The 14197-nt window shown below is 32.4% G+C and carries 14 protein-coding genes; 1 reads left to right on the forward strand and 13 read right to left on the reverse strand.

Translation table 11 applies throughout. From position 1 onward, the window contains the following. Positions 1–8: 8 nt before the first annotated feature. The 3 genes from polX to zapA all read right to left on the reverse strand — a co-directional run bounded on the left by polX (position 9) and on the right by zapA (position 2584). Complete coding sequence (gene polX / locus MHI13_RS14185) at positions 9–1721, reverse strand: DNA polymerase/3'-5' exonuclease PolX (protein WP_064210795.1); 1713 nt, start codon at positions 1719–1721, stop codon at positions 9–11. A gap of 74 nt (positions 1722–1795) precedes the next feature. After that, positions 1796–2317, reverse strand: coding sequence for a CvpA family protein (locus MHI13_RS14190; protein WP_037548753.1), 522 nt, complete (start codon positions 2315–2317; stop codon positions 1796–1798). Further along, positions 2318–2584: a cell division protein ZapA gene (gene zapA, locus MHI13_RS14195; RefSeq protein ID WP_002435154.1), complete on the reverse strand. Its 267-nt coding sequence runs from the start codon at positions 2582–2584 to the stop codon at positions 2318–2320. It abuts the gene before it with no gap. A gap of 295 nt (positions 2585–2879) precedes the next feature. On the opposite strand from zapA, the gene rnhC reads away from it, so the two are divergent. Then, a complete protein-coding gene (gene rnhC, locus MHI13_RS14200; RefSeq protein WP_047796155.1) occupies positions 2880–3812 on the forward strand; it encodes a ribonuclease HIII in 933 nt (310 codons plus the stop codon). Between the two features lie 60 nt (positions 3813–3872). Here the strand turns inward: rnhC and pheT are convergent, their stop codons facing one another. The 10 genes from pheT to isdC form a co-directional block, all read right to left on the reverse strand. Further along, positions 3873–6275 (reverse strand): phenylalanine--tRNA ligase subunit beta, encoded by a 2403-nt coding sequence (pheT, locus tag MHI13_RS14205; RefSeq protein ID WP_064210794.1) that lies wholly within the window; start codon positions 6273–6275, stop codon positions 3873–3875. Then, positions 6275–7333: a phenylalanine--tRNA ligase subunit alpha gene (gene pheS, locus MHI13_RS14210; protein WP_064210793.1), complete on the reverse strand. Its 1059-nt coding sequence runs from the start codon at positions 7331–7333 to the stop codon at positions 6275–6277. Before pheS ends, pheT begins: the two co-directional genes overlap by 1 nt. A 393-nt stretch (positions 7334–7726) precedes the next feature. Further along, complete coding sequence (locus MHI13_RS14215) at positions 7727–8467, reverse strand: TrmH family RNA methyltransferase (RefSeq protein ID WP_064210792.1); 741 nt, start codon at positions 8465–8467, stop codon at positions 7727–7729. 246 nt (positions 8468–8713) lie between these two features. Next, complete coding sequence (locus MHI13_RS14220; RefSeq protein ID WP_064210791.1) at positions 8714–9037, reverse strand: antibiotic biosynthesis monooxygenase; 324 nt, start codon at positions 9035–9037, stop codon at positions 8714–8716. Between the two features lie 19 nt (positions 9038–9056). Beyond that, the gene (srtB, locus tag MHI13_RS14225) at positions 9057–9785 is read right to left on the reverse strand and encodes a class B sortase (RefSeq protein ID WP_064210790.1); all 729 of its coding nucleotides are present in this window, start codon (positions 9783–9785) and stop codon (positions 9057–9059) included. Further along, positions 9778–10560 carry an ABC transporter ATP-binding protein gene (locus MHI13_RS14230; RefSeq protein WP_064210789.1) on the reverse strand — a complete coding sequence of 261 codons (783 nt, stop codon included), beginning with the start codon at positions 10558–10560 and terminating at the stop codon, positions 9778–9780. The genes srtB and MHI13_RS14230 overlap by 8 nt, the downstream gene beginning before the upstream one ends. Next, positions 10550–11518, reverse strand: a complete 969-nt coding sequence (locus MHI13_RS14235) for a FecCD family ABC transporter permease (protein ID WP_064210788.1) — start codon at positions 11516–11518, stop codon at positions 10550–10552. Before MHI13_RS14235 ends, MHI13_RS14230 begins: the two co-directional genes overlap by 11 nt. A gap of 11 nt (positions 11519–11529) precedes the next feature. After that, positions 11530–12411, reverse strand: a complete 882-nt coding sequence (gene isdE / locus MHI13_RS14240) for a heme ABC transporter substrate-binding protein IsdE (protein WP_064210787.1) — start codon at positions 12409–12411, stop codon at positions 11530–11532. Further along, the gene (locus tag MHI13_RS14245; RefSeq protein ID WP_340761364.1) at positions 12408–13508 is read right to left on the reverse strand and encodes an NEAT domain-containing protein; all 1101 of its coding nucleotides are present in this window, start codon (positions 13506–13508) and stop codon (positions 12408–12410) included. Before MHI13_RS14245 ends, isdE begins: the two co-directional genes overlap by 4 nt. Then, a complete protein-coding gene (isdC, locus tag MHI13_RS14250; RefSeq protein WP_064210786.1) occupies positions 13508–14113 on the reverse strand; it encodes a heme uptake protein IsdC in 606 nt (201 codons plus the stop codon). Before isdC ends, MHI13_RS14245 begins: the two co-directional genes overlap by 1 nt. Positions 14114–14197: the final 84 nt, after the last annotated feature.

A 14197-nucleotide genomic window follows, 5' to 3' on the forward strand; every position in this document is an offset into this window, starting at 1 on the left:
CAATCCCTCTATTTCTTTAATTTAATATTATTTTCAACGAGTGATTTAAACTCTTCTCGTGATAACGCATTGATCACTCTATTTTTTGTTACAAAACCTTTTTGAGCCGTAGCCACACCGTACTTCATAAACTCTAAATGATTCGTATGGTGTGCATCTGTATTAATTGTTAACTTAACGTTAGGATATTTACGTACAGTCTCAGCATTTAAATCTAAACGTTTAGGATTCGCGTTAATTTCTAATATCGTATTTGTTTCTTCAGCTAATTTCATTAATTTTTCTATATTAGGTTTATAACCAGGTCGTCGTCCAATGATTCGACCCGTCGGATGCGCAATATGACGCACGTATGGATTTTTACAAGCTACTTCTAAACGTTTCATAATCTCTTCTTCAGATTGATTGAAACTTTGATGGATAGCAGCTATCACATAATCAAGTTGTGCTAAGACTTCGTCATCATAATCAAGTGAACCATCTGGTAATATATCCATTTCTGTACCAGAATAAATATCAATTTCATCATATTCTTCATTTAACTTTTTGATTTCTTCATTTTGTCGTAAGAGACGCTCTACCTGTAAACCATTTGCAACTTTCAAACTTTGTGAGTGGTCTGTGATTACCATAAATTGATAACCTTTAGCAATATTTGCTTCTACCATTTCTCTAATTGAAAAAGCACCATCACTATACGTTGTATGCATATGAATATCACCATTAATATCCTCTAAAGAAATGATATCGCTTAAATCTTTATCAAATTCACTGCCATCTTCTCGCATTGCAGGTGCAATCCAATTTACGTCAAAATGGTGATAAATCTCTTCTTCACTTTGAAATTGCAGTAATGTACCATCAGCTTGTTCTATACCGTATTCACTTACTTTTTCATTACGTTCTTTAGCTAATTGTCGAATACGGATGTTATGGTCTTTAGAACCGGTAAAGTGTTGAAGCGTATGGTAGAAGGCTTTAGGCTCAATTAATCTAAAGTCTACACCTATCGTCTCATCATCATAAGATAACTCTAAAGATACTTTAGTATCCCCAACTGCTATTTCTTTTACTTTGTTAGGAATATCAAGCAATTGCTGTTGAACTTCTAGAGGTTGTTCCGTACTAATAATGAAGTCTAAATCTTTACTCATTTCTTTATAACGTCTAAAACTTCCAGCAGAAGAATAATTATCTACATGTTTAAGCTTTTTAATGAAATCAATAATTTCATTATTCAGACCTCTCATTTGATCAATCGGATAACTGTCTTTTTTGGCTCCTAGTGCTTTAACTGCTTCTAAAATATTCTGTTCAGTCTTCTTTGCGAAGCCACTTAGTTTACTGACTTCACCTTCTTCACAAGCTTTTTGTAAACTTTTTTTATCAATAATATGAAGTTCTTTATAAAGTTTAGCGATTTTCTTACTACCTAGTCCTTGAATTTTTAATAAAGGGACTAATCCTTCAGGTACTTCCTCTTGGAGGGCTTGTAACGTGCTAGACTCACCTTGATTTCTAAATTCGTTGATAACTTCGCCCACACCTTTACCGATACCCTTAAGCTCGGTAACATCCTCAATTTCATCTAAAGGACGCTCATCTATTTCCAAACTTTGAGCTGCTTTTCGATAGGCAGATACTTTAAACGTGTTTTCCCCTTTTAACTCCATATATGTTGCTATTTTTTCTAACAATTGAATTACATCTTTTTTAGTCATATACATCTCTCCATAAAAAGAAGACCAGGACACAACATTAAAGTTAGCTCTAGTCCTGACCTTATATAATTAGTTTATAAATTTAAAATAACCTGTGATACGTATGGTAAATTTAAAATTATCCTTTTACATATTAACGATTGTGCTATTTGATTTTGAATTAATGGCTCGGGATATAATGAAATAAAATATAGTCCAATTTGAATCACAATTAAGCTCATTATTAAACCTAGAATAATTCCTATAATTCGACTAACTAATTGATGTTTCTGATACGCTACTATATTATCAAATGTAACAATAATTAGATACAAAATAAGCTTAGCTAGCGTAGCTAAAATAATGAATGCAACAATATTTTCAAATCGTTGTTGCAATTGATTAAAATGAATTGCATAAGATGTGTCATATGCTACCGTTTTAGGAAATGGTACAAACACAATCAGCCTTTGCGCTATAGGCTTATAAAACTGAGATGCAATCCATAATGATACGATTGAAGAAATGAAATGTAGTGTCGACAACCACGTCCCCCTACGGAAACCAATCATCATAAAGTAGAAAATCAATATAATGACAACTAAATCAACAACCATCTAATCTTCACTTTGTTTAAATTGATTGATTTCTTGTTGTAATCGACGATTTTCTTCTTCTAGTAAAACTTTCTCATGCATAATATTTACCGCTGTTAAAATCGATTTACGAGTAGTATCTAAGCCTGCGGATTTTTGACCTAATTCTTGCATTTTCTCATCTACAAGATGTGCAACATAACGAATATGCTCAGGACTGTCATCGCCAATGATTGTGAAATGTTGATCGTTGATCGTAACATTTATTCTATTTTTAAATTCACTCATGTTTAATTGCTCCTGACCTAATATTTAAATGATTTTAACTTTCTATAATTTAAGACTTCAAGATTTTTTTCTTAATCTTGAAAGTAAATAGCTATATGATTTAACTTCAATTTTTACTTATCAACACACATTATACATGAGAGTAAAAAATTATGTAAGTAGCTATTATCAAACAATTTAAGACATCATATTATGTTAAATCATTTAATAGTTATATTGTTATATTCATCAATGAGATAGAAAATGAAATTTGATAGAATGTATGAGTACGAAATTAAAAGTGAGGTTACTTATTATGGGAAATGTCGTTCATAAATTAACTCAAAGTGAAATAGATCAATTATTATCACAAATTCAATTTGAAACAACTCAATTGCCACAAGGCATGAGAGCAAGAACTAAATACCAAAACACTACAATTAATATATATCATTCAGGAAAGGTCATGTTCCAAGGAAAGAATGCAGAATTAGTAGCTCAACGCATGTTACCTAATCAAGCTATATCTTCATCTTCTCAATCAAAAACATCTACCTCTAAACAGTCGTCAATTCAATATAATAAATATAATTGCATAGGTAGTGATGAAGCAGGTAGCGGTGATTACTTTGGTCCTTTAACCGTCTGTGCAGCATACGTCTCAGAGAAAAATGCACAAGTTTTAAAAACCTTAGGCGTGGATGATTCAAAAAAATTAACAGATGACAAAATTGTTGAACTAGCTGAACAGCTCATTACTTTTATCCCTCACTCACTACTAACTTTAAATAATGTGAAGTATAATGAGCGTCAGAAGATGGGCTGGTCACAAGTAAAAATGAAAGCCGTTTTACATAATGAAGCAATCAAAAATGTTGTTCAAAAAATTGACGTGGATCACTTAGATTATATCGTGATTGACCAATTTGCTAAACGGGAAGTATACCAGCATTATGCACTTTCCGAACTACCTTTTCCTAAAAAAACTCAATTTGAAACTAAGGGTGAATCAAAATCACTAGCTATTGCAGCAGCTAGTATTATCTCGCGATATGCTTTCGTAAAACATATGAACCAAATAACACAACAAATTAAAATGGAAGTTCCAAAAGGTGCAAGTAATAAAGTTGACTTATTCGCGGCTAAAATCATTCAAAAATCTGGCTTAAGCCAACTTGATGCTATATCTAAAAAACATTTTAAAAATCGAGATAAAGCACTAGCTTTAATCGAGAAAAAATATACTTAAATATACAAAGACCTATCCTCATTAAAAATTTCATTTTCAGGATAGGTCTTTTTTAGTTAATTATCTTATTGTAGCACCTTGCTGTTGTAAGGCTTCTAAAATTTTGTCGTGTACTGCTGTTACACGTTCGTCTGTAAGAGTATTTTCAGTATCTAAATAATTCAATCTAATAGCTACTGATTTTTTACCTTCTTCTAAGTGTTCACCTTCGTATACATCAAATACTAACGTATCATTTAAAATGTCTTCCCCATTATTATGAATAGTAGATATTAAATCTGAAGCAGGAACTTCATGATTCACTTCTAACGCTATATCTCTTGATACACCTGGGAATCTAGGTATTGGTTCATAATTAATATAACCAACAGACACTCTCATAATAGCGTCATAATTTAATTCAAATACATATGTGCGTTTTAAATCATTTTCTGCAGCAAGTGTTGGATGTAACTCACCAATAAAACCAATATCTTCTCCATTTAACGAAACTATAGCTGTTCTACCTGGGTGTAAACCTTGGATTTGACCTGCTCTATAATCAAATTTAATATTTAGTTTTTCAGCTACACGATCAACAACACCCTTAGCTAAATAGAAATCTACTGACTCTTTTTTACTTTGCCAAGCATGATTAACATATTGTCCCGTTAAAATACCGCTTAAATATTCGACTTCATCTGGTAACTCTCCTTCCCCATTACCGAAGAAGACACGACCAATTTCATACAATTTAACATCTGAGTTTTTACGCGCAACATTGTATGCCACAGCTTCAATAAGATGAGGTAAAAGACTTTGTCTTAAAGTAGAATGCGCTTCACTCATTGGCATCAATAATTCGATAGTAGGACGATCTTGTAAAGCAAAGTCCTTAGCGTGATCTTTAGATATTAATGAATAAGTGATAGCTTGATCAAGCCCAGCACCTTCAAGAGTTTCTTTTACAGTACGTGTTTTATATTGACGATCTGTTAGTGATCCACTTGTTACATCTTCAAATACAGGAAGCGTTGAAGGAATTTCGTCATAACCATATATACGTGCAACCTCTTCAATTAAATCTTCTTTAATTGAAATATCTTTACGACGAGATGGCACATTAACTGTTAATTGTCCATTTTGATTTTGGGTTTCAAACCCGAGTTGTTCAAAGATATTAACGATATCATCGTCACTTAAGTTAAATCCAATTGTTTGGTTTACCTTTTCAGCAGTAATATTGATTGGAGTAACCATTGCTCCTAAATCACCTGCTGCTACTCTATCTTTTAACACTGTACCTGAAGCATATCTTTCTAGTAAATAACAAGCTCTATCTACTGCTTCATCAACAAATTCAGTTGCAATACCTTTTTCAAAGCGGCTTGATGATTCACTTCTTAGGTTTAAACGACGAGAAGTATGACGAATAGATACTGGATCAAAGATTGCACCTTCGATAACTACATTACGTGTTTGATCAGTAACTTCTGAGAAGTCTCCACCCATAACGCCACCTAGAGCTATCGGCTCATTGCCGTTTGTAATAACGATATCTGAATCTAATAAGTCGCGCTCGGCGTTATCTAAAGTCGTCATTTTTTCATTTGAATTTGCTTGTCTTACTTCAATCTTTTGTGAACCAATTTGATTTTGGTCAAACATGTGAAGTGGCTGACCATACTCTAATAGAACATAGTTAGAAATATCTACCACATTATTAATAGGACGAATTCCCGCCTTCATCAAGCGTGCTTGCATCCATACTGGTGATGGCGCAATCGTTACATCATGAACGATTCTTGCACTGTAATAAGGTACTTTATCTTCATTTTGAACTGTAACAGATAATTCATCACTGGCTGATTTATCACTTTCTTGACTTGAAGTTTGAGGTTTTGTCATTTCAGTTTGGTATAAAGCAGCTACTTCATAAGCTGTGCCCACCATACTTAATGCGTCTGCACGGTTAGGAGTTAAGTCAAATTCCATCACCTGATCATTAAGATATAATGCTTCAAGCGCATCTGTACCTGGAGTCACTTCTGTTGGAAATACATAAATACCAGATTCAAACGCTTTAGGCGTAACGTGACTTGAAATACCTATTTCTTGTAAAGAACAAATCATACCTTCTGAACGTTCACCACGTAGCTTCGCACGTTTAATTTTAACGCCACCAGGTAGACGACCTCCAACTTTCGCAACAATGACATACTGACCTTCATCAACATTTGGAGCACCACATACGATTTGAACCGGCTCATCCTCGCCTAAATCAACTTGACAAATATTCAATTTATCGGCGTCTGGATGCGGTGCTTTTGACACAACATGACCAACCACTAAATTTTTTATATCTTTCGTATAATCGATAATGTCATCAACTTCAATACCTGTGCGTGTAATTCTTTCAGCTAAATCTTGAACAGGTTGATCAACATTGACATAATCTTTTAACCACTCATTTGAAATCAACATTATTGGTCACCTCTATCTTCTACTGCTTTAAATTGATCTAAGAATCTAACATCATTTGTATAGAAATGACGAATATCTTCAATACCATATTTCAACATTGCGATTCGATCTGGCCCCATTCCAAATGCGAATCCTGAATATTCATTAGAATCAAAGCCCGCCATTTCAAGAACGTTTGGATGTACCATTCCAGCGCCTAAAATTTCTATCCAACCTGTATGTTTGCAGACATTGCAACCTTCTCCTTTACATTTGAAACAAGAGACATCAACTTCGACTGATGGTTCTGTAAAAGGGAAATAACTTGGACGTAGACGAATTTCTCGTTCAGCACCGAATAATTTCTTGGCTACTAACTCTAAAGTACCTTTCAAATCACTCATTTTAATATTTTTATCAACGACTAATCCTTCAATTTGTGTAAATTGATGACTATGTGTCGCATCATCCGAGTCACGACGGTACACCTTACCTGGACAAATAATTTTAACTGGACCCTGTCCACCACGTTTCTCCATTGTTCGTGCTTGAACTGGTGACGTGTGCGTACGCATTAATATTTCTTCAGTAATATAGAAACTATCCTGCATATCTCGTGCAGGGTGAGACTTTGGTAAATTTAAAGCTTCAAAATTATAATAATCTTGTTCAACTTCATACCCATCTACAATCTCATAACCTAAACCGAGAAACAAATCCTCAATCTCCTCAACTGTTCGAGTAAGAGGATGTTTTGAACCCATCTCAATATGGCGACTAGGTAATGTCACATCAATCGTTTCCTCAGCAAGCTGTTGGTTTAATTTCTCTTCTTTTAATAACTTTTGTCTTTCATCTAATTCATTCTGAATTGTTTGACGCAATTCATTTACTTTTTGACCATATGCAGGTTTCTCTTCATTAGGTAAATCTTTCATATTTTTCATTAAACCACTTACTGAACCTTTTTTACCTAAATACTTAACCTTTACATCTTGCAATGCACGTTCATTATCTGCTTCATTAATATCAACGAGAGCTTGTTGTTTTAATTCCGCCATCGTATCATTTTGAGTCATGACCGAACTCCTCCTTTTAATGCCACTATTTTATTTTTTGAAAATGAAAACTCAAATACTTCAACATCAAAAAAGCTTTCACCCCATATCGAACTGGGACGAAAGCTTTCCGTGGTACCACCCAAATTTATGCCTAAGCATACACTTGTATATCTATTGATAACGGAATGACAATTCCGACTTAAATTTCTTTAAGTAACCAAAAAGATGAACAAAATTATTTCAAGTTGGAATAACTTTCAGTCACGGTTATTCTCCCTTTTCAACTTTCTAAATAATTTACGTCTTTTTATCGGTTGATCATTTAATTGTTTCAGTGATGTTTAAACGCTAATGAATACTTCATTTTTTAATAAATTCATCAACTATTATAGCCGAAATTTGAACAAAGGGTCAACCTTTCAACTGGTAGAGTAATATACTACCTGCAATAGCAACATTTAAACTTTCAGCTTTACCATAAATGGGTATGATAAGATTTTGTGTTGTTTGTTGTAATAATTCTTGGTTCACACCTTCACCTTCGTTGCCTAATAATAAAGCAAATCGTGATTGAGCCTCTATCTCTTTAAAGCTTACTGCATTTTCGAGTGCTGTTCCATACACTGGGCCATCATATTCATTAATGTAAGTTGTTAAATCCTTAATAACAATAGGAATATGGAATATACTACCCTGACTCGCTCTCATTACCTTATCTTGATATGGGTCTGCAGTACCCTTTTCCATTACAATTAAATCTATGCCAGCAGCATCTGCAGTGCGAATTAATGTACCCAAATTACCTGGATCTTGAATTCGATCAATTAATAATACTTGTTGCGCTTCCGTATTATTATATTGTGGCTTTTCAATCACCGCAAAGAAACCTTGAGGTGTTACAGTACCAGATAGAGCTTCAGCCACTTTCATATTAATTTCATATGTTTCATTCGCGTAATCAATTAGGTCCTCATCTGTTCTGTCAGGTTCTATTACAAATAATTGCTTTATTTCAATACCACTTTGATACGCTTCTTCGATAAGGTGTATTCCTTCTATTAAAGCTAGACCTGTCTTATCACGATCACGTTTCTTTTTTAACTTATTTGCATTTTTTATTTTATTATTTTGAGCAGACGTAATTTGTTCCATGATCATTTCTCCAACTCTTAAGTTAATGTATTCATATTGTAATCTAATATCAATTGATTTCAAAGTCCACTATAATTTTAAAATTTAATTACTACTATAAAAAAGAAGCAAGCGAAGGTTTGAAATTGACATAATTTGTTTCAATTATGTTTAGACAACAAACTCTCGACTTGCTTTAGTTTGTATCGAAATCAAGTGTTTTTAATTTCAATTAATCACACTTACTTCTTTTAATTACAGTACACATTATTTAAAGTATTGGTATCCAATATCATATTTCTTAACTACGTTTTCAAGAATTGGGCTTAATGCATCTGCTGATTGGTGACGAACATTTTTATGTGCTTTTTTAAACACATCTGATTGTAACCAATCAATAAAAGCTTGTTCAGATTCCCATAATGTTAAAATTTTTACTTCATCATAATCTGGTTGTTCTTTAGTATTTGTTACAAACATCCCTTTAAAGCCTTCAAGTGTTTCAATACCATGTCTTGTGTAGAACCTTTCTATTATATCTTGAGCTGTTCCTTTATCTAATTTTAATTTATTTTCAGCCATAAATTTCATGATGTTTTCCTCTTTTCTGTTAATTTATTTTGACTAACTTCGCCACGACAACAATTCTTCCTGATGTTTGGTTATAAGCGTCCTCGCAAGTAGACAAAGTAACTATCTTGTCTTGATTACTAATTTGAACTTTTGTTTGTATCTCCGATTTTTTCTTTGTATTATCTATAAAATGTTGAAATTCAGATGGTGTTTTAAAATCAGTTTGTATATAGTTATCTTTCGTAGTAGTGCGATATGCACTAAAGACTTGTAATAGATATTTTCCATATTTCGTGTCGTATTGAATATTTTGATGCTGATCAAAGTAACTTTGCTTTAAATACTTTTCTAGTACATCAAACATTGTATTATCACCCATGTGGTGACCATAAATAATAGTATTCGAATTAGGAGTTTTTACAGAATTTCGATAATCCATAAAAATACTTCCCTTACGTGTCTTTTCATGATCAAAATCTTCTCTTAAATAGTCATGATTGGTTTTACCTTGTAATACTGGATAATTTAATGATGTCCCTTTAAGTTGTATCCATCCAACAATATCTTTATTAATAGATTCTAATTTAGAAAATTGTGGTCGTACCTCTTTTTCTTTAGACAGGGACTCTGACTTAAATTGTTGTTGTAAATTTTTATACCTTTTAGCTGACGCTTTGTCTTCAAGATAAGTTTTAAACAACTGATAACTAAATATAAGGATTACTGCTATTAATACAATTTGAATAAGTCTAACGAATTTAATCATTTGAATCCCTCACCCTTTTTCTACAAACAATCATGCCACATTCACTGTCATTTATAATTTTAGCGTCAATTTGATACATTTCTTTTAAAATTGTTTCATTAATCACTTCTTGAGGCGCACCTTGCGCAATAACTCCTTTATCATTTAGGCAAATCACTTCATCACTATATTCTATTGCTTGATTAATATCATGAAGTACCATTATAAAAGTAATATGATAATGATCTTTTAAAGTACGAATAGTATCTAAAACTTGATATTGGTAATGAATATCTAAATAAGTGGTTGGCTCATCCAATAAGATGTAACGAGGTTCTTGCACTAATGCTGTTGCTAAAAATACTCTTTGTGCTTCACCTCCAGATAATGACGCCAATTTTTTATTCTGAAGATTTACTAAATTAAGTTGTTGAAGAATGTTTTGAACAATTGTTTCTTTTTTAACATCTATTTTCAACCAACTTTCATGACTATATCGTCCAAGTTCTATGTATTGTCTTACAGTGAATCCTTCCGGAACATTCATCTTTTGATGTACCGTAGCAAGTTTACGTGCAAATGCTTTCTTACTAAATTTTTTCAAATCTAACTCATCTAAATATATAACACCTTTTGAAGGCTTCAAATTTCGAGAAAGTAACTTTAACAAAGTGGATTTTCCACATCCATTCGGTCCGATAATAGAAGTAATTGCATTAGAGCTGAATGTTAATGAGAGATTTTTTATAATTTCCGAATCATTCTTATATTGAAAATGAAGCCCCTTAACTCGCATCATTAACAGCTCCCTTACAAATAAGATAGATTAAAATTGGACCACCTATAAGCATCATAATGACATTCGCTGGTATTTCGAGTGGTGGATGTAACGTTCTACCTAACAAATCAGTTGTAACAACAAACCATCCTCCTAAAATTATAGATAGTGGTATCACTTCTTTATAATTACTACCAATTAACTTACGTACAATATGTGGAATAATTAAGCCTACAAAAGCTAGTGGACCTACAATTGCAGAAGAAGCACTCGCTAGAAATACAGCTACTCCCCCAATGATTAATCTATATTTAGTAATGTGAAAGCCTAAATTATTAGCTTGTTTATCCTCTAAAGCTAATAAATTCACTTTAGATGTTAAAAGCATTGTTATTAATAAACCTATACTCGCTGATATTCCGACAATCTTAACATCATTCCATGTTTTCATAGTTAGTCCTTGAGGTATTTTCAGAAATGGATTCTGTGCAAATAAATCAAGTACTCCGGTTAGCATTGCATACATTGCTACACCGATTAATATCATACGTGTCGGTTGAAATTTGAATTTCACACTTAAGAGAAATAATAATAGAAAAGGTATCATTCCTCCTAGAAAACTAAGTAAAGGTATGACAAAAAATAATTGGGGTGTCACCAACAATAGAATCATACGCATGACAAGTGCTCCTGATGAAACACCGAGTAGTTGCGCCTCGGCTAAAGGGTTTTGCAAAACTGCTTGCAATAATGCTCCAGATACCGAAAGCATTGCACCAACACATAAAGCGATAATGATTCTAGGTAATCTTAAATCAATGATTGTGTCTACATTAGAAACATGACCAGTAGTAAATTGGGTTAATATATCTTTAAGAGAAATAGGTATCGTACCAACAATAAATGACACATATACAGTCACACATAGGAGGATAATTGAAATTAGAAAGAGTAATTTAGAGTAGTGTTGTAACATTATTTCCCCCATCACTTTTTATAAAATAGATTATATAACTGTGTCATAGCATCATCAGCGTCTACGTTTGCAGTGATACCAAATGGTACTTCCTCTAAATCATAAACTTGATTCGTTTTAACTGCTTTGAAATGCTTCCAAATATCATTTTGTTTAAATTCTTTTTGGAACATTTTCTTAACTTCATCTGGCATCCCGTGAGGAAGTCTTAATATAATATCGGGATTAACATTAATTAAATGTTCCGTGTTAGAAGAAATATACTGTTTAGAATGGTCTTGTATGACATTCTCTCCACCAGCGATTTTTACGAGATCTCCAATATATGATTTATCAGTGGCAACTAAATAACTGCCAGGTATCCCCATAAGTATCAGTACCTTAGGATGTTTCTTTTGTTTTGCAACTTTACTTTCAATATTCGCTTTCACGGAATTAAGGTGATGATTTAGTTCTTTAGCCTTCTTCGCCCTATTAAACTGTTTACCAAGTTCAGTAATAGATTTCTCCATGCCATCTAAACTATCATAATCATAGAAGTAACCTTTCATGTTTAATTGTTTATAAAAGGGCTTCATTTCATCTTTAATAGTAGATACACTCAAAACATGTGTAGGATTCACTTTTTTAACTGCCTCTACACTTGGTTCCATCGGTTGGCCGACTTCCGGAACATTTTTATATCGATCTGGTAAATTTTTATAAGATGTGGGCTTACCTACAATAGGTAAATCTAACTTATCTAATGTCATCGTTAAAGCGACGGTAGTAGGTACGATACGAATATCCTTCGATTCAGCTTTATGTTTCTTTTTATTGCTATCATCCGCCTCGCAACCACTGAGTAAAACGATAAATAATATGATAGTAAAAATTATTCGGGTTTTTCTCATTTTTTCGACTCACTCTTTCTTTTAACAAAATATGTTGCGATTAAAGCTAAAATTGCCAATAAAATAACAGAGCCAAGAAGATAGTATGTATTTCTATGATTAGGGAGTACATCCTCATTATGGTCTTTTTTTGCAACTTTCTTCTTATCAGCATCTCTATTGAAGCTTGGATTAGGTTTATCTTTTTCCTTTTTAAAAGGATTAAGTTGAGGCAATTGGCTATACCTAGAATTAGTATTTGTATTTAAACTAGCTGGAGTATTTAAATTAGTCCGATTTAATGAATATGAGCTCTGTTTATCTGTACTTGGTTTAATTGATAGATTGCTATTTGAATTAGAAAATTTATTTTGTTCTTCTCTATTGATAATCTGATTTGACGACATATCTTGTTGAGTTGATTGTTTTGACTCTTTTAGATGACTATTCTCATTTTTTATTTCATTAAATTGTCCTTCTTCTGTTTTTAAATCTTTTCTTAGGCTCTCTTTATCATCAAACTGATTAGACTTGTTATTCTGAGCGTCTTTGTGGTTAACCTTTTCATCATTCTTTTCGCTATGTTTCATAACGATATAAGTGGTATACGTATGGTCGTAATGTATCGATGGTATTTTAATGTGGATACGAGATTTTATTTCTTCTTTTATGTTAATAAGGGGTATTTGAATGGTTACCGTATCTTGTTCTTTATCCTCATTTACAATCTTCACTTTTAATTCTTTATCATGTTGGTAGAATTTATAACTTTCCCACCATTCTCTGTTTAATAAAGTCATTATAAAATATGTTTGATTACCGTCATTAACAATATAACCAGGATGTTTTACATACTCATCCATATGTGAAACATCCCTATTATTCTGTTTACGAACGTAAAATTCTATCGTTTGTTCTATCTTATTTCTAATTTGTTGATGATCACTATGGCGTTTCGCATGATTTTTATCTTTTTCAAAGCTTTTATTAATATAATAATCGGCTGATGATAGATTTTTATCATCAGCCTTTACTTGATAAGTATCATTATTTAAAGATATTCCTAAAGTAAACGCTATAACGAATAATTTCATCATTAAGCGACTACAATATTTCATTATTCATTACCTTTTTTTAATTTGAATGACAAAACTGAAATTGTAATTAATACAAATAGAGAAGCTATAGGAATTAAATATGTATATGTAGGGATTCCACCACTAGTTTGAGGATTTTCAGCAGTTGATTTATCTTGGACAATATTTGGTGATCCAGTCGCTCCACCATCTTTACCATCAAATTTAAAAGTAATATTGTAATGATGATCATATTTAAATGGCTTACCATTTACTGGCTCATTGATGTAAACTGCAATTGTTCCGTTTACTTTACCAGAAGCTTTGTTTACCACAAATTCAGATGTTCTCATAACTTTACTAGCATCTTTGCTAATGATTTTTTCTTTGCTACCATCAATAGTCATTCCAGTAATCCAATGACTATGGTTCACTGTGATTTGAAGTACTTTCTTCCCATCTTTTTCAATTAATTTTGCAGGCTTCTCAAAATAGTCATTTGCCATCGAAGTATCATTTGTATTATATTTTAAAACTTCAAAATTAATAGACTTACCTTCGGCTGCGTAACTTACATTAGGTCCCCAATTCACTAAAAATATTATTAAAACTAAAACAAAACTTAACGTTTTATAAGTCACTTTCATTTATACAACCTCCATAAGAGTGATAAAACTTGATAAATTACTCACCCTAATTCTTGTAAAAATAATAAATGAAAATAGTTATCA

The sequence above is a fragment of the Staphylococcus sp. FSL K6-0223 genome (assembly GCF_038008285.1).

Coding starts and splice junctions, on each gene's coding strand:
- zapA (WP_002435154.1), bottom strand. CDS start 2,584: ATGAGTGAATTTAAAAATAGAATAAATGTTACGATCAACGATCAACAT.
- MHI13_RS14220 (WP_064210791.1), bottom strand. CDS start 9,037: ATGAAATTTATGGCTGAAAATAAATTAAAATTAGATAAAGGAACAGCT.
- isdE (WP_064210787.1), bottom strand. CDS start 12,411: ATGAGAAAAACCCGAATAATTTTTACTATCATATTATTTATCGTTTTA.
- pheS (WP_064210793.1), bottom strand. CDS start 7,333: ATGACTCAAAATGATACGATGGCGGAATTAAAACAACAAGCTCTCGTT.
- srtB (WP_064210790.1), bottom strand. CDS start 9,785: ATGATTAAATTCGTTAGACTTATTCAAATTGTATTAATAGCAGTAATC.
- MHI13_RS14230 (WP_064210789.1), bottom strand. CDS start 10,560: ATGCGAGTTAAGGGGCTTCATTTTCAATATAAGAATGATTCGGAAATT.
- MHI13_RS14235 (WP_064210788.1), bottom strand. CDS start 11,518: ATGTTACAACACTACTCTAAATTACTCTTTCTAATTTCAATTATCCTC.
- rnhC (WP_047796155.1), top strand. CDS start 2,880: ATGGGAAATGTCGTTCATAAATTAACTCAAAGTGAAATAGATCAATTA.
- polX (WP_064210795.1), bottom strand. CDS start 1,721: ATGACTAAAAAAGATGTAATTCAATTGTTAGAAAAAATAGCAACATAT.
- MHI13_RS14190 (WP_037548753.1), bottom strand. CDS start 2,317: ATGGTTGTTGATTTAGTTGTCATTATATTGATTTTCTACTTTATGATG.
- isdC (WP_064210786.1), bottom strand. CDS start 14,113: ATGAAAGTGACTTATAAAACGTTAAGTTTTGTTTTAGTTTTAATAATA.
- MHI13_RS14245 (WP_340761364.1), bottom strand. CDS start 13,508: ATGAAATATTGTAGTCGCTTAATGATGAAATTATTCGTTATAGCGTTT.
- pheT (WP_064210794.1), bottom strand. CDS start 6,275: ATGTTGATTTCAAATGAGTGGTTAAAAGATTATGTCAATGTTGATCAA.
- MHI13_RS14215 (WP_064210792.1), bottom strand. CDS start 8,467: ATGGAACAAATTACGTCTGCTCAAAATAATAAAATAAAAAATGCAAAT.